This is a genomic window from Rathayibacter sp. AY1F8, assembly GCF_002932165.1.
Taxonomy (GTDB): domain Bacteria; phylum Actinomycetota; class Actinomycetes; order Actinomycetales; family Microbacteriaceae; genus Rathayibacter.
The window spans coordinates 1-22,186 of record NZ_PSVB01000030.1; the positions used below are offsets into that span (position 1 = coordinate 1).

Consider the following 22,186-nt stretch of genomic DNA (forward strand, 5'->3'; position numbering starts at 1 on the left):
GCCGGTCCCTGCCCGGCTCGCCGCGGTCGGCTCTCGGGGGTGGCTGGGTGGGTGGAGCGGGTCGCGTCCGCCTAGCGGGATCCGCTGGGACGCGGATCGTGCGTTCGGCGGTGCTTGTGGAAGCCGGTCCCTGCCCGGCTCGCCGCGGTCGGCTCTCGGAGTTGGCGGGGCGGGTGGAGCGGGTCGCGTCCGCCTACAGCGATCCGCTGGCACGCGGATCACTGGTTCGGCGGTGCGGGGGCTGCCGAGACGGCGGCTCGTCTCCGGCGAGGAGGGCGCGGAAGGCTCGGTGCTCGGGCCGAGACGGGCGCGGACCGGCTCTCGAATAGACTGGCCCCTGCCATCAGCGGCGCCCTCGGGGGCCGCACGCAACGAGATTTCCGAGGGAGCACCGTGTCCGGGCATTCCAAGTGGGCCACGACCAAGCACCAGAAGGCGATCAAGGACTCGCGCCGCGCGAAATCCTTCGCCAAGCTGATCAAGAACATCGAGGTGGCCGCCAAGATCGGCGGCGCCGACCTCTCCGGCAACCCGACGCTCGTCGACGCCGTGCAGAAGGCGAAGAAGACCTCGGTGCCGAACGACAACATCGACCGCGCGATCAAGCGCGGCGCCGGCCTCACCGGCGAGGTCATCGACTACACGACGATCATGTACGAGGCCTACGGCCCCAACGGCATCGCCCTGCTCGTCGAGTGCCTCACCGACAACAAGAACCGCGCCGCGGCGGACGTCCGCACCGCGATGACCCGCAACGGCGGCACCATGGCCGACCCGGGCAGCGTCGCGTACAACTTCGCGCGCAAGGGCGTCATCTCCGTGCCCCACGGAGAGAGCGTCACCGAGGACGACGTGCTCGGCGCGGTCCTCGACTTCGGTGTCGACGACGTGCTCGACCACGGCGAGAGCTTCGAGGTCCGCGTCGAGCCGAGCGAGCTCGTCCCGGCCCGCTCGGCCCTGCAGGAGGCGGGCATCGACTACGACTCCGCCGACATCGAGTTCGTCGCCTCCCTCCAGGTCGAGGCCGACGCCGAGACGGCCCGCAAGGTCTTCCGCCTGATCGACGCGCTCGAGGACTCGGACGACGTGCAGAACGTCTACACCAACCTCGACATCACGGCCGAGGTGCGCGCCGAGCTCGAGAACGAGGAGTGACGCGGTGAGCCCGGCCCGATCCTGGAGGGCGGCCTGATGCGCGTCCTCGGGATCGACCCCGGGCTCACCCGCTGCGGCGTCGGCATCGTCGACGTCTCGCGCGACCGCCGCGCGACCCTCGTGCACGTGACGGTCCTCCGGACACCGCCCGACGACGCGCTGGAGCGCCGCCTGCTGGCCCTGGGCGACGGGCTCGAGGCGCTGCTCGACGAGCACCGCCCCGACGCCGTCGCGATCGAGCGGGTCTTCGCGCAGAACAACGTCAGCACCGTGATGGGCATCGCGCAGATCAGCGGCGTAGCCCTCGTCGCGGCGGCCCGGCGCGGGCTCCCGGTCGGGATGCACACGCCGAGCGAGGTGAAGGCCGCCGTCACCGGCTACGGAGCCGCGGACAAGCGCCAGGTCACCGCGATGATCCAGCGCGTCCTCCGGCTCGACGCCCCGCCGCGGCCGGCCGACGCGGCCGACGCCCTCGCCCTGGCCGTCTGCCACGCCTGGCGGGCGCCTCTCGCGCGGTCCTCCGGGTCGGCGGGAGCCGGTGCCGACGGAGCGGCGGGCGGCACAGCAGCGCAGCGGGCGTGGCGCGCCGCCGAGGCCGCGAGTCGAACGCCTGTTCGAGCATCTAGACTGACGCGGTGATCTCCTCCCTCCGCGGCACCGTCCTCTCCGCCCGCGGGAGTCTCGCCGTCCTCGACGTCCACGGCGTCGGCTACGCGGTGAACGTGACCCCGCAGCACGCGCTCGAGATGCGCGTCGGCGACGAGACCACGGTCAGCACCGTGCTCGTCGTCCGCGAGGACTCGCTCACCCTCTACGGCTTCCCCGACGAGGAGCAGCTCGAGATCTTCGAGCTGCTGATCGGCGTGACCGGCGTCGGCCCGAAGTCCGCGCTCGGCGTGCTCGGCGCGGTCGAGCCGGACCGGATCGCGCAGGCGGTCGCCGACGAGGACGACGGGGTGTTCCGGAAGGTCAGCGGCATCGGCCCGAAGACGGCCAAGCTGATCATCCTGTCGCTCGCCGGCAAGGTGACCGTCCGTCCGCGCGCCGCCCGCGGCTCCGGTCCCGCCGCCACCGCCGCGCAGAACGTGCTCGCGGCGCTCGTCGGCCTGGGCTGGCCCGAGCGCACCGCGGCCGATGTGGTCGACGAGATCCTGCTCGACGCGCAGGCCTCCGACGCCGCGAACGTGCAGGCGCTGCTCCGGCTCGCCCTCGCCCGCCTCGGTCCGGCGGCCCGCTCGTGAGCGACGAGGTGCTGGGCGCCGCGGTCGCATCGGAGGCCGAGGTCGCCTTCGAGGGCGCCCTGCGGCCCAGGAACCTCAGCGAGTTCGTCGGCCAGCGCAAGGTGCGCGGCCAGCTCGAGCTGCTGCTCAAGGCCGCGGCCATGCAGGGCCGGACCCCCGACCACATCCTCCTGGCGGGCCCGCCCGGTCTCGGCAAGACGACCCTCGCGATGATCGTGGCGGAGGAGAGCTCCTCGCCCCTGCGGCTCTCCAGCGGCCCCGCGATCCAGCACGCGGGCGACCTCGCCGCCGTCCTCTCCTCGCTGCTGCCCGGCGAGATCCTCTTCATCGACGAGATCCACCGCATGGCGCGCTCCGCGGAGGAGATGCTCTACCTCGCGATGGAGGACTTCCGGATCGACATCATGGTCGGCAAGGGGGCGGGAGCGACGTCCGTCCCGCTGGATCTCGCCCCGTTCACGCTCGTCGGCGCCACGACCCGCTCCGGCCTGCTGCCCAATCCGCTCCGCGACCGCTTCGGCTTCACCGCGCACCTCGAGTTCTACGCGGAGGACGAGCTGCGGCAGGTGCTCGCCCGGGCGGCACGGCTGCTCGAGCTCGACATCGACGCGGACGCGATCGCCGAGATCGCCGGCCGCTGCCGAGGCACCCCGCGCATCGCCAACCGCCTGCTCCGGCGGGTGCGGGACTTCGCCCTGGTCCACGGCGGACGGGCCGACGTGACCGCCGTCCGCGCGGCGCTGGAGCTCTACGACGTCGACGCGCTCGGACTCGACCGGCTCGACCGCGCGGTGATGGAGATCGTGCTGACCCGCTTCGACGGCGGGCCGGTCGGCCTGAACACCCTCGCCGTGTCGGTGGGGGAGGAGGCGGAGACGGTCGAGGCCGTCGTCGAGCCGTTCCTCGTGCGGATCGGATTGCTGACCCGGACGCCGCGCGGCCGCGTGGCGACCCCCGCCGCCTACCGCCACTTCGGCATCGACCCCCGGGGGACGGCGGCTCAGCCGCCCCTGTTCCCCGATGATCTATGATTCTCTAGGCCCGACGGGCCGCTCGATCCGCTCCGCCTCGACCTGAGGCCGCGCGGCGGATCGCCCATCCACTCCGGAAGGCCCACCCATGGATCCGACGATCATCCTGCTCGTCCTGCTGCTCGCCGTGATGATCATCTTCATGTTCCGCAACAACAAGAAGCGCCAGCGCGACGCGGAGAGCATGAAGAACAACCTCCAGCCGGGGGTGGAGCTCATGACCGGCTCCGGCCTCTTCGGCACCGTCGTGTCGATCGACGACGAGGCGAACAAGATCGTCATCGAGTCGACCCCCGGCACGCTGCTGACCATCCACCGTCAGGCGATCGCCCGCCTCATCGACCCGAGCGAGAACGCCGTCGCCGTCGACACCGAGGACGAGGCCGACCCGCTGACCGCGACCGGATCGCCCGAGTTCGGCGAGCGCGACTCCGCGCACCGCGACCCGCTGGTGGACCCGGTCGAGCGCGACCGCCGCCCCGACGCGCAGTAGTCTCCTGGGCGGGCCGGGCGCATCGGCGCCCGCCCGCCCTTCTCCACGCCCGGGCGTCCCCGGGCCGATCACCGTCGACCGAAGAGAAAGCTGAGCCCTGGGTGGCCGCATCAACCCCCGTCCGGAAGGCCCGCCGCTCCCTGAGCTGGCTCGGTGTCCTGATCCTCGCTCTCGTCGGACTCAACACGGCGGCCGTCCTCTGGGGCGGCGGCTCCTGGACGCCGAAGCTCGCCCTCGACCTCGAGGGCGGCACGCAGATCGTCCTGCAGCCGCAGCTGAACGACGGCGACACCGTCTCGTCGGAGCAGCTGACGCAGGCCGTCTCGATCATCCGCCAGCGCATCGACGCGTCCGGCGTCTCCGAGGCCGAGATCACGACCCAGGGCTCGAGCAACATCGTCGTCTCGATCCCGGGCACGCCCGACGACGAGACGCTCCAGCGCATCGAGGCCTCGGCGAAGCTCGACTTCCGCCCGGTCCTCGTCGCGAGCCAGGCCACCAACAGCTCGGTCGGCGGCGACGCGACGTCCTCGCCCACGCCGACGCCCGTCGACCCGTCGCTCGCGACGGAGCCGACCGCCTCGCCGACGAACGCGAGCGACCTCGCCTACCTCACGCCGGCGCTCGAGGCCCAGTACACCTCGTTCGACTGCGCGTTCCTCAACGGCCAGGACCCGAACCTCGCCCCGGCCGACCAGCCGCTCATCACCTGCGACGACAGCGGGACGGTGAAGTACGTCCTCGGCCCGGTGGAGATCACCGGCGAGGACATCTCGGACGCCTCGAACGGCCTGATGACGACCTCCTCCGGCGCCAGCACCGGCACCTGGGCCGTCAACCTCTCGTTCGACGACCAGGGCACGCAGGCCTTCGGCGACGTGACCTCGCGCCTCGTGGCGCTGCAGGGTGCGCAGAACCAGTTCGCGATCGTCCTCGACGGCCGGGTCATCTCGGCCCCGTCGACGAACGCCGCCATCACCGACGGCAACGCGCAGATCTCGGGCTCCTTCACCCAGGAGTCGTCGAAGACGCTCGCCGACCAGCTCAAGTACGGCGCGCTGCCGATCGGCTTCCAGGTCCAGAGCTCGGACAGCATCTCGGCGACGCTCGGCTCCGCCCAGCTCGCCAGCGGCCTGCTCGCCGGCCTCATCGGCCTGATCCTCGTCATCGTCTACTCCATCGCGCAGTACCGCGTGCTCGGAGCCGTCACGATCGCCTCGCTGCTCGTCGCGGCGATCGTCACCTACCTCGTCGTCACGCTGCTGTCCTGGCGGGAGGGACTGCGCCTCTCGCTCGCAGGAGTCGCGGGTCTCATCGTGGCGATCGGCATCACGGCCGACTCGTTCATCGTGTACTTCGAGCGCATCCGCGACGAACTGCGCGACGGACGCGGCCTCGAGTCCGCCGTCGAGTCCGGCTGGCGGCGCGCGCTGCGCACGATCTTCGCGTCCGACATGGTGAACCTGCTCGCCGCGGTGGTCCTCTTCCTCCTCGCCGTCGGCAGTGTCCGCGGCTTCGCGCTCACCCTCGGGATCACGACGATCATCGACCTGATCGTGGTGGCGCTGTTCACCCACCCGATCCTGCAGCTGATGGCCACGAGACCGTTCTTCGCCGAGGGGCACAAGGCGTCGGGCCTGGATCCCCGGGCGCTCGGGGCCGTCTACCGCGGCCGTGCCGCCTTCCGTCCGCAGGACCAGGTGGTCGCCGGCAAGCGCGCCTCCGCGTCCCGTGAGGCGGCCAAGCGCCAGACCATCGCCGAGCGGAAGGCCGCCGAGGCGGCCGGCCTGCGCGACTCCAACGACTCGAACGGGAAGGACGCGTGATGGCCAGCTTCTCGCAGTTCGGAAACGACCTCTACACCGGTGCGCGATCGATCGACTTCGTCGGCCGGCGCCGCACGTGGTACCTCGTCTCGCTCGCCCTGATCCTGATCACGCTGCTCGGGACGGTCGCCCGCGGCGGCTTCAACTTCGGCATCGAGTTCACCGGCGGCTCGCAGTTCACGGTGTCCTCGCCGTCGAGCCTCGAGCAGGCGACGGCGACGGATGCGGTGACCTCGGTCGCTCCGGAGACCGTGCCGCGCGTGTCCATCGTCGGCGACGACTCCATCCGCGTGCAGACCGGCCAGCTCTCGACCGACGAGTCGACCGCGGTGCGGAACGCCCTGTCGGAGGCCTACGACGTGCCCTCCGACCAGGTCGCCTCCTCCTTCATCGGAGCGGCGTGGGGCAACGACGTGACTCAGCAGGCCCTGCGCGGCCTGGTGATCTTCGTGGTCCTCGCGGCCCTGGCCATGTGGGCGTACTTCCGCACCTGGAAGATGTCGCTCGCGGCGATCGTCGCGCTCCTGCACGACCTCGTGATCGTGGCGGGCGTCTACGGCATCACCGGCACCGAGGTGTCGCCGGCGGCGGTGATCGGACTGCTGACGATCCTCGGCTACTCGCTCTACGACACGGTCGTGGTCTTCGACAAGATCCGCGAGAACACCGTGGAGGCGCTCGGCAGCACGACCCGCACCTTCTCCGAGACGGTGAACCTGGCCGAGAACCAGACTCTCGTGCGCTCCATCAACACCTCGATCGTCGCCGCCCTCCCGGTGGCCGCGATCCTCGTGATCGGCGCGTTCGTCCTCGGCGCGGGCACTCTCCGCGACATCTCCCTCGCCCTGCTGATCGGCATCATCGTCGGCACGTACTCGACGATCTTCGTCGCGGCGCCGCTGTACGCCCAGCTGCGCAGCCGGGAGCCCGAGATCTCCAAGCACGACAAGCGCGTGGAGTCGGCCCGGGCGAAGGCGACCGCTCCGGCCGCGCCGGCCGTGCAGGGCTGAGCCGTGGCCGACTACGCCCAGGTCACGGCGGCCGACGCCGTCGGACTCGTCGAGCGCGACGAGGTCTGGCTGCTCGACGTCCGGGAGCCGCAGGAGTGGGCGGCGGGGCACGCTCCGGCCGCCCATCACATCCCGATGGGGGAGATCGGCGCCCGGCAGGACGAGCTCCCGGCCGACACGGCGATCCTGGTGGTCTGCCACTCCGGAGTCCGCTCCGCGATGGTGACGCAGGCCCTCGAGGGCGCCGGATACGAGGTCGCCAACGTCGACGCCGGCATGACCGCCTGGGCCGCGGCGGGCGGCGACGTGGTCGACGGCGAGGGGCGCCCGGGACGCATCGGCTGACGCCGGCGCCGTCCGCCCCGGGCGGAACGGTCATCGGCGCCGTCCGCACGGGCGATAATGGGGCGATGGAGATCCTCGCGTGACGGAAACGACGACGACGTCCTCGACCGCTGCCCTGCGCAGACTGGTCCCGCGGATCTTCTCGCGCGCGCAGCCCTCCGGTGCTGTCGACACCCTCGTCCGCACCGTCCGGATGCACCATCCGAAGAGCGACATCGCGCTGATCGAGCGCGCGTACTCGGTCGCGGAGCGGGCGCACGCGAACCAGAAGCGCCGCAGCGGCGAGCCCTACATCACTCATCCGCTGGCCGTCGCGCAGATCCTCGCCGACCTCGGCATCGGCTCGAAGACGATCGCCGCCGCGCTGCTGCACGACACCGTCGAGGACACCGACTACCAGCTCGACGAGCTCCGCGCGGACTTCGGCGACGAGGTCGCGATGCTCGTCGACGGCGTCACCAAGCTCGACAAGGTCAAGTACGGCGACAGCGCGCAGGCCGAGACCGTCCGCAAGATGATCGTGGCGATGTCGAAGGACATCCGCGTCCTGATCATCAAGCTCGCCGACCGCCTTCACAACGCGCGGACCTGGGGCTTCGTCCCCGCCGAGTCCGCGGCCCGCAAGGCCACCGAGACTCTCGAGATCTACGCGCCGCTGGCGCACCGCCTCGGCATCCAGGCGATCAAGTGGGAGCTCGAGGACCTGTCCTTCGCGGTGCTCTACCCCAAGATCTACAACGAGATCGAGAGCCTGGTGAAGCGGCGGACGCCGCAGCGCGAGGAGTTCGTGCAGAACGTCATCGACCTGATCAGCGAGGACCTGCGGGCCGGGCGGATCCGCGGTCGTGTCGTCGGCCGGCCGAAGCAGTACTACTCGATCTACCAGAAGATGGTAGTCCGCGGTCGCGAGTTCGACGAGATCTACGACCTGGTCGGCATCCGCGTCCTCGTGAACTCGGTGCGCGACTGCTACGCCGTGCTCGGCTCGATCCACGCCCGCTGGACGCCGATGCCGGGCCGGTTCAAGGACTACATCGCCACTCCGAAGTTCAACCTCTACCAGTCGCTGCACACGACGGTCGTCGGGCCGAAGGGGCGTGCGGTCGAGATCCAGATCCGCACCAACGAGATGCACCAGCACGCGGAGTTCGGCATCGCGGCGCACTGGAAGTACAAGGAGCAGATGGCCACCGGCAAGGTGCCCACCTCCGGATCGAACGACACCGACCTCGCCTGGCTCGCGCACCTCTCGGACTGGCAGTCGGAGACCACAGACCCGAACGAGTTCCTCGACTCCCTCCGCTTCGAGATCGGCGCCAAGGAGGTCTACGTCTTCACCCCGAAGGGACGCGTGATCGGCCTGCCGACCGGTGCGACCCCGGTCGACTTCGCCTACGCGGTGCACACCGAGGTCGGGCACCGGACGATGGGCGCCAAGGTCAACGGGCGCCTCGTGCCGCTGGAGTCGGCTCTGACGACGGGCGACGTGGTCGAGGTCTTCACCTCGAAGAACCCCGACTCGGGACCGAGCCAGGACTGGCTCCACTTCGTGCAGAGCCCGCGGGCCCGCAACAAGATCCGGCAGTGGTTCACCAAGGAGCGGCGCGACGAGGCGATCGAGCAGGGCAAGGACTCCATCGCCCGGGCGATGCGGAAGCAGAACCTGCCGCTGCAGAAGCTGATGAGCCAGGACACCTTCACCGAGGTGGCCAGCCAGCTGCGCTACAACGACGTCGAGGCGCTCTACGCGGCCGTCGGCGAGGGCCACGTCTCGACCCAGTCGGTGCTCGAGAAGGTCGTCTCCTCCATCCAGGGCGATCCGGAGTCGGACGAGAACGAGGTCACCCTCCCTCGCTCGCCCCGGCCGCGGAGCCGGAGCAGCGAGTCGGGCGTCCTCGTGAAGGGCGCGCCGGACATCCTCGTGAAGCTCGCGAAGTGCTGCACTCCGGTTCCGGGCGATCAGATCGTCGGATTCGTGACGCGGGGAGCCGGCGTCTCCGTGCACCAGGCGAACTGCCACAACGTGCAGGAGCTGCTGAAGGAGCCGGAGCGGATCGTCGACGTCGAGTGGGCGCCGTCCTCCAAGAGCATCTTCCTCGTGCAGATCCAGGTCGAGGCGCTGGACCGCTCGGGCCTGCTGAGCGACGTGACGCGCGTGCTCTCGGAGCACCACGTCAACATCCTCTCGGCGACGGTCTCCACCTCGAGCGACCGGCTGGCGATCAGCCGGTTCGTCTTCGAGATGGGCGACACCACCCACCTGGACCGCGTGCTGAACGCCGTGCGCCGGATCGACGCCGTCTACGACGTCTACCGGGTGAACGCGGGCTGATCCCCGGGCGGCGCCTCGCCGAGCGCCGCCCGCAGCCGTCGTCCGACGATCCTCCGTCCGGCGACGGCGCTGCCCTCCTCCAGCCTCGCGAGGACGGCGTCGAGGCCGGTCCGGGTGCTCCGAGAGAGCGCCCGGAGGATCGCGCCCGCGTCCTCCGTCCGGGCGAGGTCGATCAGCGTGCGAGCAGGCGACGTGACCGGCGCGCCGCCGAGGAGGACGACGTCGTCCTCGTCGAGCAGGACCTCGTGGCAGCGCAGGCGGGGGTTCGACGGCGCCTGTCGGCGCTTCCGCCGGTCGATCGAGGCGCTGTGCACCGGCGGCGGGCCGTGCGTCGCCCCGTGCACCCATGCGGCGGAGAGACGATCGGCGACGGCGCCGCGGGGGAGCAACGAGCGCAGGGAGGCGGCCCGCTCGGACGCCCCCAGGGGCAGGTCCGCGACGAGGAAGCCCTCGTCGAGCGCGACCAGCTGGCCGTCGAGGCGGGCGGCGCACAGCTCCGCGAGAGGGAGGTGCCCGGGGAGGAGCACGGAGGGGAGGCGCATCCGGCCATGCTGGCCGATGCGCCTCCCCTCCGGAGCGTCGCGAGCGGATCTGTGGAGGGATCCGCCGGCGCGGGTCTAGCCGATCGCGTCGAGCCAGACCTTGCGGGCGTCGAGCGCCTCCTGAGCCTGGGCGATCGCGTCGCGGTCGCCGCGCGCCTTCGCCTCGTCGAGCTCGTCCTGGAGCTTCTGGATCGCGGCGGTCAGCTGCGAGGCGAGACCCTCGGAGCGGGCCTTGCGCTCCGGGTTGCTGCGGTTCCAGTGCTCCTCGTCGAGCTTGCGGACGTGCGCCTCGACCTTGCGGAGGCGGTCCTCGACGGTGCGCACCTGCTCGCGCGGCACGCGGCCGACGGCGTCCCAGCGCTCCTGGATCGAGAGCAGCACCCGCTTGGCCTTCTCGCGGTCCTGCTCCTGCAGGAGCGGCTCCGCCTCCTCGAGGAGGGCGAGCTTGAGGTCGAGGTTCTCGGTGTACTCGACGCTCTCCTGCGCGACGATCTCGGCCTTGGCGCCGTAGATCGCGTCGCCGGCGGCCTTGAAGCGCGCCCAGAGCGCGTCGTCGAACCGCTTGCCTGCGCGGCCTGCGACCCGCCAGCGCTCCAGGAGCGCGCGGTAGTCCGGGATGGCATCGGCGCCCTGCGGCACCAGCGCCTCGGCCTGGTCGATGAGCGCCTGCTTGGCCTGCTTGGCCTCGCGGTGCGCGGAGTCGAGGTCGGCGAAGAACGCCTTGCGGTTCTGCTCGATCGTGGTGCGCGCTCCGCGGAACCGGCGCCACAGCTCGTTCGCGTCGTTCTTGGGAAGGCGCGGGCCCTGCTGCTGGTGGTTCTGCCAGCGGGCGAAGAGGTCGTCGATCGCGGCGCTGGCCTGCTTCCACTGCGTCTTCGCCGGGTCGACCGCCGCCAGGGCCTCGGCCTCGGCGACGATGGCCTCGCGGTGGGCGAGGGCCTCGGACAGCGCGGCCTTCGACTCGGCCGCCTGCTGCTCGGTCAGATCCTCGACGGAGCCGCTCAGCGCGTCGACCCGGGTCTGCAGCGACTCGAGGTCGCCGACGGCGTTCGCCTGCGCGATGGCCGCGGACAGCGACTGCACCGTGCGGGCGACGTCTCCGGCGGGCGCGCCCCGCTTGGCGCGCTGCTCGAGCAGGGAGACCTGCCCGGCGAGCTCCGTGTACTTGCGCTCGTAGTAGGCGAGCGCCTCCTCGGGAGTCGCATCGGGGTACTGGCCGACCTCTCGCTCCCCGTCGCCGACGCGGACGTAGACCGTCCCGTCGTCGCCGACCCGTCCCCACGGCTGCTGGTCACTCATCGCTCGGAGCCTCACCTTGCTGTTCGATGTCGTGCTTCTCGGTGCCCGTCGCGTCGTCGGCCGGTGGGGCTCGACGGCCGGAGGGCCGAAGACCGCGCTCGGCCGCGAACGGGCAGTGACGACAAGCCTATTGCACTCCCCGCGCGGGCGGACCGTGACGACGCCGCGGGTGCGGCTACTGGACGGAGACGGAGGTGATGGTCACGGGCTCGGCGGGGGCGCCGTCACTCGATCCGTCGGCCGTGCCCTTCGACACGACGTCGCTGACGAGGGCGTCGAGTCCCGAGGTGACCTGCCCGAGCACGGTGTACCCGCCGGCCGCGTCGGCGGGCAGGGTCGTGTCCTGGTAGACGACGAAGAACTGGCTTCCCTGGCTGTAGCCGTTGCCGCCCTGGCGGGCCATCGCGATGGTCCCGGCCGGGTAGACGCCGTCCTCGGGCGCGTTCTCGACGGGACCGTAGCTGTAGCCGGGGCCGCCGGTGCCGTCGCCGTCCGGGTCGCCGCACTGGAGGACGTAGAGGCCCTCCGTGGTGAGGCGGTGGCAGGAGACGCCGTCGTAGAAGCCGGACTGCGTCAGCGAGATGAAGGAGGACACCGCCTGCGGGGCAGCGGCGCCGGCGAGCGTGATGCCCAGCGGGTCCTCGCCGATCGTGAGCGTGCCCGTCCAGTCGCGGCCCTCGGCGATGTCGGAGGAGGGGACGTCGCCGGTGTTCGCCCCCGTCGCCTCGGGCGTCGGGGTCGCGGAGGAGGAGGAGGTCGGCTCGGCGACCGGGGTGCCGGGGCCGCCGGAGAAGTAGAGGATCTGGGCGACGACGGCGAGCCCGATCACGACGACGGCGGCGATCGCCGCGATCACGTTGTCGCGCACGCGCCGCTTCTGCCTCGAGCGGTGGAGGCTCTGACGGGCCTGGTAGGCCCGGAGCCGGGTGCGCGCCTCGCGGTCGTTCGACTTGCCCTGGGCCACGTGTTCCTCCGACGTCCTCGTCCGCGCGGCTTCGGCGCGGCGGCCCGCGCACGCAGGCCGCGTCGAGCCTACGAGAACCGCCGGAGGCGCGACAAACGCCGCTCCGTCGCGCCGGGCAGTCGGGCCGGGGCTCTGTCGGAGGCCGTCGTTACGCTGGGGGCATGACCATGCAGCAGGCCGGACTCCGCTCCGGGGCGACTCCGCTCGCCGTGCGGATGCGGCCGCGCAGCCTCGAGGAGGTCGCCGGCCAGCGCCACCTCCTGACGCCCGGCTCGCCCCTGGTCGCCCTCGCCGCCGACACGACGGGGGAGCGGGGAGCGGTGTCCGTGATCCTCTGGGGCCCTCCCGGCACGGGCAAGACCACGCTCGCGCAGGCGGTGGCCCACTCCAGCGGCCGCCGCTTCGTCGAGCTCTCCGCCGTCACGGCGGGCGTGAAGGACGTGCGGCAGGTGATGGAGGAGGCGCTCTCCACCCGCGACCTCTACGGCACGTCCACCGTGCTCTTCCTCGACGAGATCCACCGCTTCACCAAGGCGCAGCAGGACGCACTGCTGCCCGGGGTCGAGAACGGGTGGGTCATCCTCATCGCGGCCACGACCGAGAACCCCTCGTTCTCGGTGATCGCGCCGCTGCTCTCGCGCTCGCTCCTGCTGACCCTCGAGCCGCTCAGCGACGACGACCTGGGCGTCCTGGTCGACCGCGCCCTGCACGACGAGCGGGGTCTGCGCGACTCGGTGACGCTGGAGGAGGAGGCCCGGGCGAGCATCGTGCGGCTCGCCTCCGGAGACGCCCGGCGGGCGCTGACCGCGCTCGAGGCCGCCGCCACCTCCGCCCGCTCGGAGGCCCGCGAGGCCGACCGGGCCGCCCGCGCCGCCGCCGCGGAGGACCCGGACGAGGAGGACGAGGACGACGAGGGCGCTCCCGTCGAGGCCGCCGCCGAGGAGCCCGCGCTCCCCGTGATCACGACCGAGGTCGTCGCGCGCGCCGTCGACCGAGCCCTGCTGCGCTACGACCGCAACGGCGACGAGCACTACGACGTCATCAGCGCCTTCATCAAGTCCATCCGGGGCTCGGACGTCGACGCGGCGCTGCACTACCTGGCCCGGATGATCGAGGCGGGGGAGGATCCGCGGTTCATCGCCCGCCGCATCATCGTCTCCGCGTCCGAGGACATCGGCATGGCCGACCCGCAGGCGCTCGTCGTCGCGATCGCCGCGGCCGACGCCGTGCAGTTCATCGGCATGCCGGAGGGGCGCATCCCGCTCGCCCAGGCGGTCGTGCACCTGGCGACCGCCCCGAAGTCGAACGCGTCCTACTCCGCCATCGACGCGGCCATCGCGGACGTGCGCGCTGGCCGCGCGGGCCGGGTGCCGGCGCACCTGCGCGACGCGCACTACCCCGGCGCCAAGAAGCTCGGCCACGGGAAGGGCTACCGGTACCCGCACGACGCCGACCTCGGCGTCCTCGAGCAGCAGTACCTCCCGGACCCGCTCCAGGGCGCGCGGTACTACCGGCCCACCGAGCACGGCAACGAGCGCGACGTCTCCGCACGACTGGCGAAGCTCCTGCGCATCATCCGCGGCGACCGGGGCTGACCGCGCCGACCGCGAACTCGCGCGACCCGCACGGGAGGCCGTGGCCTGATAGTCTTGCGAGGTTGCCCACCGCTCTGTAGCCGAGCGGAGCAGCGCATCCCTCTGAATCGCGCAGCCCGCCACTGCGGTCACCCTTCCCCCGCACCCGCGGAGGACACGACCGCGGCGTCCGCCCTCCTCCCGGAGCCGGCGGTCGAGAGCTGCGACCGAACCTCTCAGACCTTGGAAGGACCACTGTGTCGACCACGTCCCGTACCCGCTCGAAGACGCGCCTCTCGCGCGCCCTCGGCATCCCCCTGACCCCGAAGGCCGCCCGCTACCTCGAGAAGCGTCCCTACGCTCCCGGCGAGCACGGCCGCTCGAAGCGCAAGGCCGACTCCGACTACGCAGTCCGCCTGCGTGAGAAGCAGCGTCTGCGCGCCCAGTACGGCATCCGCGAGAAGCAGCTCCGCATCGCCTTCCAGGAGGCGCGCCGCACCCAGGGCCTGACCGGTGAGAACCTGGTCGAGCTCCTCGAGATGCGCCTCGACGCCCTCGTCCTGCGCTCGGGCTTCGCCCGTACCACCGCGCAGGCCCGCCAGTTCGTCACCCACCGCCACATCATGGTGGACGGCAAGACGGTCGACCGCCCCTCCTTCCGCGTGAAGCCGGGCCAGGTCATCCACGTCAAGACCCGCTCCGAGGGCACCGAGCCCTTCCAGGTCGCCGCCGCCGGTGGACACGTCGACGTCCTCCCCAAGACCCCGGGCTACCTCGAGGTCGAGATCGACAAGCTGCAGGCGACGCTCCTGCGCCGCCCGAAGCGCGCCGAGGTCCCCGTGACCTGCGAAGTGCAGCTCGTCGTCGAGTACTACGCGGCCCGCTGAGTCCAGCCCCGCAGAGAAAGGCCCCGGTGTCCGCACCGGGGCCTTTCCCGTTCCCGGGGTCGCGATCCGGAGTGCCCGCCGCGCTCCGAGAGTCCCGCGCTGCGCCCGATCCGGCCGTCGCGCCCGAGCCGAGCGCCCGTCCCCGCGTCCGACCCTCTCGCGGCCCGTCGGTAGGCTGGAGTGCCGCGCTGGGCGGCATCGAACGGAGGTCACCGTGACCGGTGGAGACATCGCAGGGCTCATCGCCGCGGGGGTGTTCGCGATCCTGGTGGCGATCACCGCCGTCCCGCTCTGGAAGCTCGGACGCGTCTTCGACAGCACGAGCGAGGCCATCAAGCAGGCCAGCGACGGACTGACGCCGATCCTCGACGAGTCGGCCTCCACCCTCCGCGAGGCCAACCACCAGCTCGCGCGGGTGGACACGATCACCAAGGACGTCGCCGAGGTCACCGGCAACGTCAACGCGCTCGTCGCCCTCACGGCCGCGACCGTCGGCGGTCCGCTCATCAAGCTCGCCGGCTTCACCGCCGGAGTCCGCGCCGTGCTCGTCGCCGGACGGACGGCCGACAAGGCCGGAGCCGCGGTCGGCCGCTCCGCCGCGAAGCGCACGAAGCGCCCGCGCTCGAAGTAGCGCCGCGCCCGCGCCCTAGAATCGAACGGGTCGTCGCGCCGTCGCGCCCGCCCCGCCGCTGTGGAAGGACACCCCGTGAAGAACATCCTCCTGATCGTCATCGGGATCGGCCTCGGATTCGCGGTCGCCCACCAGGTCTCGCGCACCGAGGCGGGCGCCCGGCTCTTCGCCGACATCAACCGCACCGCGAAGGAGCTCGGCGAGGCCGTCTCCGAGGGCTACCACCAGCGCGAGGCCGAACTGAAGGCCGCCATCGGCGAGGGCTGACGCCCCGCCGCCCGACATCCGCGTCGTCACCGACCGAACCGTAACGGAACCCATGCAGACCGCAGACATCCGCAACCGCTGGCTCGACTTCTTCGGGAGCCGCGGCCACACCGTGGTCCCCTCCGCCTCCCTCGTGAGCGAGGACCCGAGCCTCCTCTTCACCGTCGCCGGCATGGTGCCGTTCGTGCCCTACCTCACCGGAGTGGTCCCCGCGCCGTACCCGCGTGCCACCAGCGTGCAGAAGTGCATCCGCACCAACGACATCGAGGAGGTCGGCAAGACGCCTCGTCACGGCACCTTCTTCCAGATGAACGGCAACTTCTCCTTCGGCGACTACTTCAAGGAGGGGGCGATCGGCTACGCCTGGGAGCTGCTCACCGGCGCCGAGAGCGACGGGGGACTGGGCTTCGACGAGAAGGACCTCTGGGTCACCGTCTACAAGGACGACGACGAGGCGATCGCGCTCTGGAAGACGATCGCGGGACTGCCGGACGAGCGCATCCAGCGCCTGGACAAGGACACCAACTACTGGTCGACCGGCCAGCCCGGCCCCGCCGGCCCCTGCTCCGAGATCTTCTTCGACCGCGGCCCCGCCTACGGGATCGACGGCGGCCCGGCGACGGACGACGACCGCTACGTGGAGATCTGGAACCTCGTCTTCATGCAGTACCTCCGCGGCGAGGGCACGAGCAAGGTCGACTTCGACATCCTCGGCGAGCTTCCGCGCAAGAACATCGACACCGGCATGGGCCTCGAGCGCGTCGCCTTCCTCAAGCAGGGCGTCGAGAACATGTACGAGATCGACCAGGTCCGTCCGGTCCTCGACCGCGCCGCCGAGCTCTCGGGCCGCCGCTACGGAGCCGTCCACGAGGACGACGTCCGCATGCGCGTCATCGCCGACCACGTGCGCTCCTCGCTGATGCTGCTGTCGGACGGCGTGACGCCGTCCAACGAGGGGCGCGGCTACATCCTCCGCCGCCTGATGCGCCGCACGGTGCGCGCCATGCGCCTGCTCGGAGTGGACACCGCGACGTTCCCCGAGCTCTTCGCCGCCTCGCGCGACGCGATGGCGTCGGCCTACCCCGAGGTGTCCACGGAGTTCGAGCGCCTCTCGACCAGCGCCTACGGCGAGGAGGAGGCGTTCCTGCGCACCCTCGCAGCCGGCACCGAGATCCTCGACCTCGCGGTCCTGAAGACGAAGAAGGCCGAGTCGCCGACGCTGCCGGGCGACACCGCGTTCCTCCTGCACGACACCTTCGGGTTCCCGATCGACCTCACCCTCGAGATCGCCGAGGAGTCGGGTCTGACGGTCGACCGCGAGGCGTTCGACTCCCTCATGACCGCGCAGCGCACGCGTGCGAAGGCCGACGCGAAGTCGAAGAAGTCGGCGCTGGCCGATCTCTCGGTCTACGCCGACTTCCGCGCCCACGGAGAGACGCTGTTCACCGGCTACGACGTGCTCGACACCGAGACGCGCATCCTCGGCCTCATCGTCGGCGGGCACTCCGTCACGAAGGCGGTCGCGGGCGACATCGCCGAGGTGATCCTCGAGGCGACCAGCCTCTACGCGGAGTCGGGCGGCCAGGAGGCCGACGCCGGCCGCATCGTCGGCTCCGGCTTCGATCTCGAGGTCCTCGACGTGCAGAAGCCCGTCAAGGGGCTCATCAGCCACAAGGTCCAGGTCGCCAGCGGCGAGGTCGGAGTGGGCGACGCCGCCACCTCCGTCGTCGACCGCGACTGGCGCCGGGGCGCCACGCAGGCGCACTCGGGCACGCACCTCATCCACGCCGCGCTGCGCCAGGTGCTCGGTCCGCAGGCGCACCAGTCCGGCTCCTACAACAAGGCGGGCTACCTGCGCCTGGACTTCTCGTGGAACCAGGCCCTCTCGCTCGAGACCCGCAGCGAGATCGAGGAGATCGCCAACACGGCGATCCGGGACAACCTCGAGGTGGTCACGCGCGAGCTCCCGATCGACGAGGCGAAGGCGCTCGGCGCGATGGCCCTCTTCGGCGAGAAGTACGGCGACGTCGTCCGCGTGGTCGACATCGGCGGGCCCTGGTCGCGCGAGCTCTGCGCGGGCACCCACGTCGGGCGCTCGTCCGAGGTCGGCGTGATCAGCCTGGTCAGCGAGTCCTCGGTCGGATCGACCAACCGCCGCGTCGAGTCGCTCGTGGGCCGCGAGGCCTTCCAGGAGCTCGCCGCCGAGCGCGCCCTCGTCAGCACGATCTCGTCCTCGCTGAAGACCCCGCGCGAGCAGCTGCCCGAGCGGATCGGCGAGCTCGTCGCGAGCCTCAAGGCCGCCGAGAAGCGGATCGCCGCGTTCGAGGCCAAGGCCCTCGCCGACCGGGTGCCCGCCCTCGCCGCGACCCGCCGCACCGTGGGCGGCACGACCGTCGTCGCCGAGAGCATCGGCTCCGCCGGATCGACCGACGAGCTGCGCTCCCTCGTGACCTCCGTCCGCGAGCGGCTCGGCCAGGAGCCGGCCGTCGTCGCGCTCGCCGCCGACGTCTCGGGCAAGCCCGCGGTGATCGTCGCCACCAACCAGGCCGCCCGCGACCAGGGCCGCCGCGCGGGTGCGCTCGCCAGGCGCGCCGCCGGGATCCTCGGTGGCGGCGGAGGCGGCAAGGACGACCTCGCCCAGGGCGGCGGCTCCGACGTCTCCGCCATCGGCGCGGCGCTCGAGGCCGTGGTGCAGGAAGCGACCAGCTGAATGAGCCGGTTCGGCGTCCGGCTCGGCATCGATGTGGGCCGTGCCCGCATCGGGGTCGCCCGCTGCGACGCCGACGGCCTGCTCGCGGTGCCCGTCGAGACGGTCGCGCGGGCGGGCACTGACGGCGGATCCTCGGACGTCTCCCGGATCGCTCACCTCGCCGCCGAGTACGATGCCCAGGCGATCATCGTCGGACTGCCGTTGTCGCTGTCGGGGGCCGAGACGGCCTCGACGGAGGACGCGCGCGGATTCGCTCGACTGCTCGCCGAGGCGGTGCCCACCGCTCCGGTGCGGCTCGTCGACGAGCGGCTGTCGACGGTCACCGCTCAGAGCGCCCTGCACCGCTCCGGACGCACCACCCGCGGCTCCCGAGCCGTGATCGACCAGGTCGCCGCCGTGGTGATCCTGCAGCACGCCATCGATTCCGAGCGCTCGGCCGGCACCCCGGCCGGAGTCCTGCTCGAACCGAACGAAGGACCTCCCCGTGACCGACGTCCCCCCGAGCCGCCGCGACGCCCGCGCCGCCGAGCAGGCGCAGCCGACTCCGCCCGACCCGACTCCGGAGCAGCAGCCCGCGCCGACTGAGGCGCACGATCCGCTGGGCCGCCTCTTCACCGGGCCCGACGTGCCCGAGCCCCGCGGCCGCGACGACGCGGCCGCGTTCGACCCGGACGCGCGCCCGAAGCGGCGCCGCGCGGCTCCCGCGACGGGCGGCGCGAAGAAGCGCCGCAGCCGCCGCGGGCTCATCGGCGGGTTTCTGGCCTTCGGCGTCTTCGCCGCGCTCGTCGCCATCGCCGTGACGATCTTCCTCGAGCCCGTGCGCGGCCTGTTCGCCGAGCCCGAGCCGACCGACTTCACCGGCACCGGCTCGAGCGAGGTGCTGTTCACGATCCACCAGGGCGACGGCGGCAGCGACATCGCCAACAACCTCGTCTCGGACGGGGTCATCAAGTCGTACGACCCCTTCTACGACCTGCTCCTCGCTCAGAGCCCGGAGCCCGTCTTCCAGCCCGGCGCGTACTCGCTCAAGGCCGAGATGAGCGCCAAGGCCGCACTGTCGGCGCTGCTCGACTCCGAGTCGACGCGCCTCGCGAACACCTTCGTCATCCCCGAGGGGACGGCGCTCAAGGAGGCGCTGCCTCTCATCGCGGACGGCACCGGGGTCGCGCTGACGGACCTCGAGGCGGCCGCCGCCGACTGGGGCTCGTTCGGGCTCCCGGCCGGGGCGACGAGCCTCGAGGGGTTCCTGTTCCCCGCGACGTACGACATCGACCCGTCGACGCCGGCGCACGACATCCTGAAGACGCTGGTCGACCGGATGTACCAGTCGCTCGACCAGGCCGGTGTCCCGGTGGACGACCGCTACCGCGTCGTGGTGTTCGCGTCCCTCGTGCAGCGCGAGGCCCGCGTCGCCGAGGACTTCCCGAAGGTCGCGCGCGTGTTCCAGAACCGCCTCGACCAGGGGTGGCGCCTGCAGTCGGACGCGACCGTGGCGTACGGCACCGGCGCGACCGACCGCGTCTCGACCACGGACGCCGAGCGGAACGACGCCGGCAACGTCTACAACACCTACCAGCGCGACGGCCTGCCGCCCGCGCCGATCTCGAACCCGGGCGACGTGGCGATCGACGCGGTCATGCACCCCGCGGACGGCACCTGGATGTACTTCGTCACGGTGAACCTCGAGACGGGCGAGACGGTCTACTCCACCACCGACGCCGAGCACAACGCGGCCGTCGACCAGTGGCAGGCCTGGATGCGGGACCACCCGGAGTACCAGTGACGGCCGCCGGGTACCGCCTCGCGGTCCTCGGCGCGCCGATCGCGCACTCGAAGTCGCCCGCGCTGCACGCGGCCGCCTACCGGGTGCTCGGACTCGACTGGAGCTACCGCGCCGTCGAGACGACGGAGGCGACCCTCTCCGAGGTCGTGTCCGGTGAGCCCTGGCACGGACTGTCGCTGACCATGCCGCTCAAGCACGCGGTGCGACCGCTGCTGGCGGAGGAGGACGCGGTCGCCCGGGTCACCGGCGCGGTCAACACCGTGCTGGTCGACCGCTCCGGCCCGGCACCCCGCCTCCGCGGGTTCAACACCGACGTCGCGGGCATCGTGCGCGCCCTCGCCGAGGCGGGCGTCGTCTCGGCGGAGCGCGTCCAGGTGCTCGGCGGGGGAGCGACCGCCGCCTCCGCCCTGGCCGCCGCCGCCGAGCTCGGCGCGGCGCGGGTCGACCTCGTCCTGCGGACGGCGTCGAGGGCCGTCGAGCTCGCTCCGCTCGCGGAGTCGCTCGGCGTCCCGCTCTCGGTCCGCTCCTTCGCCGACTGGTCCACCGGAGCGCCACTGGTGATCTCGACGCTCCCCGGCGGGGCGGCGGACGGCCTCGACGTGCCCGACGCGGCGGTCGCGGGCTCAACCCTGTTCGACGTGGCGTACTCCCCGTGGCCGAGCGCGCTCGCCCGGCGCTGGGAGCAGGGCGGCTCCCCGGTCGTCTCCGGGCTCGGGATGCTGCTCCACCAGGCACTCGTGCAGGTGCGGATCTTCGTCGGCGGCGACCCGGTCCTGCCTCTCGATCGCGAGGACGAGGTGCTCGCGGCGATGCGCCGAGCCGTCTCGGCGGGTCCGGCGCACTGACCTCGTGTGCCAGAATCGGAGGATGCTCCGTTGGCTCACGGCCGGGGAATCCCACGGTCCCGAACTCGTCGCCGTCCTCGAAGGACTGCCGGCGGGCGTCCCCGTCTCCCTCGATGACATCCGCGCCGATCTGGCGCGCCGGAAGCTCGGCTACGGCCGCGGAGCCCGGATGAACTTCGAGCAGGACGAGCTGACGATCTCCTCCGGCGTCCGGCACGGAGCGACGATGGGCAGCCCCATCGCCCTGCGCATCGGCAACACGGAGTGGCCGCGCTGGGTCGACGTCATGTCGGCGGAGCCCCGTGACCCCGAGAGCCTGCCCAAGGGCCGCGGCGCCGCGCTCACCCGGCCCCGCCCGGGCCACGCCGACCTCGTCGGGATGCAGAAGTACGGCTTCCCCGAGTCCCGCAACGTGCTCGAGCGCGCCTCCGCCCGCGAGACCGCGGCCCGCGTCGCCCTCGGCGCCGTCGCCCGCCGCTTCCTCGGCGAGCTCGGCGTCTCGCTCGTCAGCCACACCCTCGCCATCGGGCCGGTCCGCGTGCCCGAGGGCTCGCCGCTGCCCGGCCCGGCCGACGTCGCCGCCCTGGACGCGGATCCGCTGCGCTGCCACGATGCCGCGACCAGCGCCCTCATGGTCGCCGAGGTGGACCGCGCCCACGACGACGGCGACACTCTCGGCGGCGTGGTCGAGGTCCTCGCGTACGGTCTCCCGCCCGGACTCGGGTCCTACGTGCACTGGGACCGTCGTCTCGACTCCCAGCTCGCGGCGGCCCTGATGGGGATCCAGGCGATCAAGGGCGTCGAGGTCGGCGACGGCTTCCTCACCACCACCCGCCGCGGCTCGGAGGCGCACGACGAGCTCTTCCAGTCCGCCGCCGGCATCTCCCGGTCCAGCGACCGGGCCGGCGGCACCGAGGGCGGGATGAGCACGGGGACCGTGCTGCGGGTCCGCGCCGGCATGAAGCCGATCGCGACCGTGCCGCACGCGCTGCGCACCGTCGACGTCGCCACCGGCGAGGCGACCGGCGCTCACCACCAGCGCTCCGACGTCTGCGCGGTGCCGGCGTCCGGTGTCGTCGCGGAGGCGATGGTCGCCCTGGTGCTCGCGAACGCCGTGCTCGAGAAGTTCGGCGGCGACAGCGTCACCGAGACCCGCCGCAACCTGCAGGGCTACCTCGCCGCCATCCCCGACGAGCTCCGCACGGCCGCCGCGAGCGACCCGGGTCTCGGGCTCGCCTGATGGCCGCGTCC

General features: G+C 72.2%; 20 protein-coding genes and 1 pseudogene. 18 read left to right on the forward strand and 3 right to left on the reverse strand.

Annotated features, from left to right (window positions below; genetic code table 11):
• Nucleotides 1-393: 393 nt before the first annotated feature.
• The 9 genes from C5C35_RS15415 (at nucleotide 394) to C5C35_RS15455 (ending at nucleotide 9,433) form a co-directional block, all read left to right on the forward strand.
• The gene (locus C5C35_RS15415) at nucleotides 394-1,155 is read left to right on the forward strand and encodes a YebC/PmpR family DNA-binding transcriptional regulator (protein WP_104224772.1); all 762 of its coding nucleotides are present in this window, start codon (nucleotides 394-396) and stop codon (nucleotides 1,153-1,155) included.
• Nucleotides 1,156-1,191: 36 nt separating this feature from the next.
• Nucleotides 1,192-1,794, forward strand: coding sequence for a crossover junction endodeoxyribonuclease RuvC (ruvC, locus tag C5C35_RS15420; RefSeq protein WP_104246771.1), 603 nt, complete (start codon nucleotides 1,192-1,194; stop codon nucleotides 1,792-1,794).
• Nucleotides 1,791-2,396 (forward strand): Holliday junction branch migration protein RuvA, encoded by a 606-nt coding sequence (gene ruvA / locus C5C35_RS15425; RefSeq protein ID WP_104225337.1) that lies wholly within the window; start codon nucleotides 1,791-1,793, stop codon nucleotides 2,394-2,396. The genes ruvC and ruvA overlap by 4 nt, the downstream gene beginning before the upstream one ends.
• The gene (ruvB, locus tag C5C35_RS15430; RefSeq protein WP_104263524.1) at nucleotides 2,393-3,427 is read left to right on the forward strand and encodes a Holliday junction branch migration DNA helicase RuvB; all 1,035 of its coding nucleotides are present in this window, start codon (nucleotides 2,393-2,395) and stop codon (nucleotides 3,425-3,427) included. The genes ruvA and ruvB overlap by 4 nt, the downstream gene beginning before the upstream one ends.
• Before the next feature lie 88 nt (nucleotides 3,428-3,515).
• Nucleotides 3,516-3,920: a preprotein translocase subunit YajC gene (gene yajC / locus C5C35_RS15435; RefSeq protein ID WP_104224768.1), complete on the forward strand. Its 405-nt coding sequence runs from the start codon at nucleotides 3,516-3,518 to the stop codon at nucleotides 3,918-3,920.
• A 101-nt stretch (nucleotides 3,921-4,021) separates the two neighbouring features.
• Nucleotides 4,022-5,746 carry a protein translocase subunit SecD gene (gene secD, locus C5C35_RS15440; protein ID WP_104246772.1) on the forward strand — a complete coding sequence of 575 codons (1,725 nt, stop codon included), beginning with the start codon at nucleotides 4,022-4,024 and terminating at the stop codon, nucleotides 5,744-5,746.
• On the forward strand, nucleotides 5,746-6,756 hold the full coding sequence (gene secF / locus C5C35_RS15445; RefSeq protein ID WP_104263525.1) for a protein translocase subunit SecF: 1,011 nt from the start codon (nucleotides 5,746-5,748) through the stop codon (nucleotides 6,754-6,756). The genes secD and secF overlap by 1 nt, the downstream gene beginning before the upstream one ends.
• Before the next feature lie 3 nt (nucleotides 6,757-6,759).
• Nucleotides 6,760-7,101 (forward strand): rhodanese-like domain-containing protein, encoded by a 342-nt coding sequence (locus C5C35_RS15450; protein ID WP_104263526.1) that lies wholly within the window; start codon nucleotides 6,760-6,762, stop codon nucleotides 7,099-7,101.
• A 79-nt stretch (nucleotides 7,102-7,180) separates the two neighbouring features.
• Nucleotides 7,181-9,433 carry a bifunctional (p)ppGpp synthetase/guanosine-3',5'-bis(diphosphate) 3'-pyrophosphohydrolase gene (locus C5C35_RS15455; protein WP_104225334.1) on the forward strand — a complete coding sequence of 751 codons (2,253 nt, stop codon included), beginning with the start codon at nucleotides 7,181-7,183 and terminating at the stop codon, nucleotides 9,431-9,433.
• Here C5C35_RS15455 and C5C35_RS15460 read toward each other — a convergent pair.
• From C5C35_RS15460 to C5C35_RS15470, 3 genes are all read right to left on the reverse strand, one after another.
• Entirely contained in the window at nucleotides 9,412-9,975 is a 564-nt protein-coding gene (locus C5C35_RS15460) for a type IV toxin-antitoxin system AbiEi family antitoxin (RefSeq protein WP_104263527.1), read from the reverse strand. The genes C5C35_RS15455 and C5C35_RS15460 overlap by 22 nt on opposite strands.
• A 75-nt stretch (nucleotides 9,976-10,050) precedes the next feature.
• Nucleotides 10,051-11,274: a DUF349 domain-containing protein gene (locus tag C5C35_RS15465; RefSeq protein WP_104233314.1), complete on the reverse strand. Its 1,224-nt coding sequence runs from the start codon at nucleotides 11,272-11,274 to the stop codon at nucleotides 10,051-10,053.
• A gap of 175 nt (nucleotides 11,275-11,449) precedes the next feature.
• Nucleotides 11,450-12,238: a peptidylprolyl isomerase gene (locus tag C5C35_RS15470; RefSeq protein WP_104263528.1), complete on the reverse strand. Its 789-nt coding sequence runs from the start codon at nucleotides 12,236-12,238 to the stop codon at nucleotides 11,450-11,452.
• 161 nt (nucleotides 12,239-12,399) lie between these two features.
• Here C5C35_RS15470 and C5C35_RS15475 point away from each other — a divergent pair, with 161 nt between their 5' ends.
• The 9 genes and pseudogenes from C5C35_RS15475 to aroC all read left to right on the forward strand — a co-directional run bounded on the left by C5C35_RS15475 (nucleotide 12,400) and on the right by aroC (nucleotide 22,175).
• On the forward strand, nucleotides 12,400-13,833 hold the full coding sequence (locus C5C35_RS15475; RefSeq protein ID WP_104246774.1) for a replication-associated recombination protein A: 1,434 nt from the start codon (nucleotides 12,400-12,402) through the stop codon (nucleotides 13,831-13,833).
• 236 nt (nucleotides 13,834-14,069) lie between these two features.
• On the forward strand, nucleotides 14,070-14,699 hold the full coding sequence (rpsD, locus tag C5C35_RS15480; RefSeq protein WP_068210518.1) for a 30S ribosomal protein S4: 630 nt from the start codon (nucleotides 14,070-14,072) through the stop codon (nucleotides 14,697-14,699).
• 214 nt (nucleotides 14,700-14,913) lie between these two features.
• Nucleotides 14,914-15,330: a DUF948 domain-containing protein gene (locus C5C35_RS15485; RefSeq protein WP_104224759.1), complete on the forward strand. Its 417-nt coding sequence runs from the start codon at nucleotides 14,914-14,916 to the stop codon at nucleotides 15,328-15,330.
• A gap of 75 nt (nucleotides 15,331-15,405) precedes the next feature.
• Nucleotides 15,406-15,597 carry a hypothetical protein gene (locus C5C35_RS15490; protein WP_104225329.1) on the forward strand — a complete coding sequence of 64 codons (192 nt, stop codon included), beginning with the start codon at nucleotides 15,406-15,408 and terminating at the stop codon, nucleotides 15,595-15,597.
• A 52-nt stretch (nucleotides 15,598-15,649) separates the two neighbouring features.
• A complete protein-coding gene (gene alaS / locus C5C35_RS15495) occupies nucleotides 15,650-18,307 on the forward strand; it encodes an alanine--tRNA ligase (RefSeq protein WP_104261517.1) in 2,658 nt (885 codons plus the stop codon).
• A pseudogene (gene ruvX / locus C5C35_RS15500) lies at nucleotides 18,308-18,781 on the forward strand (Holliday junction resolvase RuvX); the annotation flags it as partial.
• Between the two features lie 10 nt (nucleotides 18,782-18,791).
• Entirely contained in the window at nucleotides 18,792-20,090 is a 1,299-nt protein-coding gene (gene mltG / locus C5C35_RS15505) for an endolytic transglycosylase MltG (RefSeq protein WP_181131498.1), read from the forward strand.
• Complete coding sequence (locus tag C5C35_RS15510; RefSeq protein ID WP_258059240.1) at nucleotides 20,087-20,935, forward strand: shikimate dehydrogenase; 849 nt, start codon at nucleotides 20,087-20,089, stop codon at nucleotides 20,933-20,935. Before mltG ends, C5C35_RS15510 begins: the two co-directional genes overlap by 4 nt.
• A 22-nt stretch (nucleotides 20,936-20,957) precedes the next feature.
• Nucleotides 20,958-22,175, forward strand: a complete 1,218-nt coding sequence (gene aroC, locus C5C35_RS15515) for a chorismate synthase (protein WP_104263531.1) — start codon at nucleotides 20,958-20,960, stop codon at nucleotides 22,173-22,175.
• Nucleotides 22,176-22,186 lie beyond the last annotated feature (11 nt).

Excerpts from the sequence above, each read along its gene's own strand:
- ruvC (WP_104246771.1), top strand. The coding sequence starts at position 1,192 with ATGCGCGTCCTCGGGATCGACCCCGGGCTCACCCGCTGCGGCGTCGGC.
- yajC (WP_104224768.1), top strand. The coding sequence starts at position 3,516 with ATGGATCCGACGATCATCCTGCTCGTCCTGCTGCTCGCCGTGATGATC.
- secF (WP_104263525.1), top strand. The coding sequence starts at position 5,746 with ATGGCCAGCTTCTCGCAGTTCGGAAACGACCTCTACACCGGTGCGCGA.
- C5C35_RS15460 (WP_104263527.1), bottom strand. The coding sequence starts at position 9,975 with ATGCGCCTCCCCTCCGTGCTCCTCCCCGGGCACCTCCCTCTCGCGGAG.
- C5C35_RS15465 (WP_104233314.1), bottom strand. The coding sequence starts at position 11,274 with ATGAGTGACCAGCAGCCGTGGGGACGGGTCGGCGACGACGGGACGGTC.
- C5C35_RS15475 (WP_104246774.1), top strand. The coding sequence starts at position 12,400 with ATGACCATGCAGCAGGCCGGACTCCGCTCCGGGGCGACTCCGCTCGCC.
- alaS (WP_104261517.1), top strand. The coding sequence starts at position 15,650 with ATGCAGACCGCAGACATCCGCAACCGCTGGCTCGACTTCTTCGGGAGC.
- aroC (WP_104263531.1), top strand. The coding sequence starts at position 20,958 with ATGCTCCGTTGGCTCACGGCCGGGGAATCCCACGGTCCCGAACTCGTC.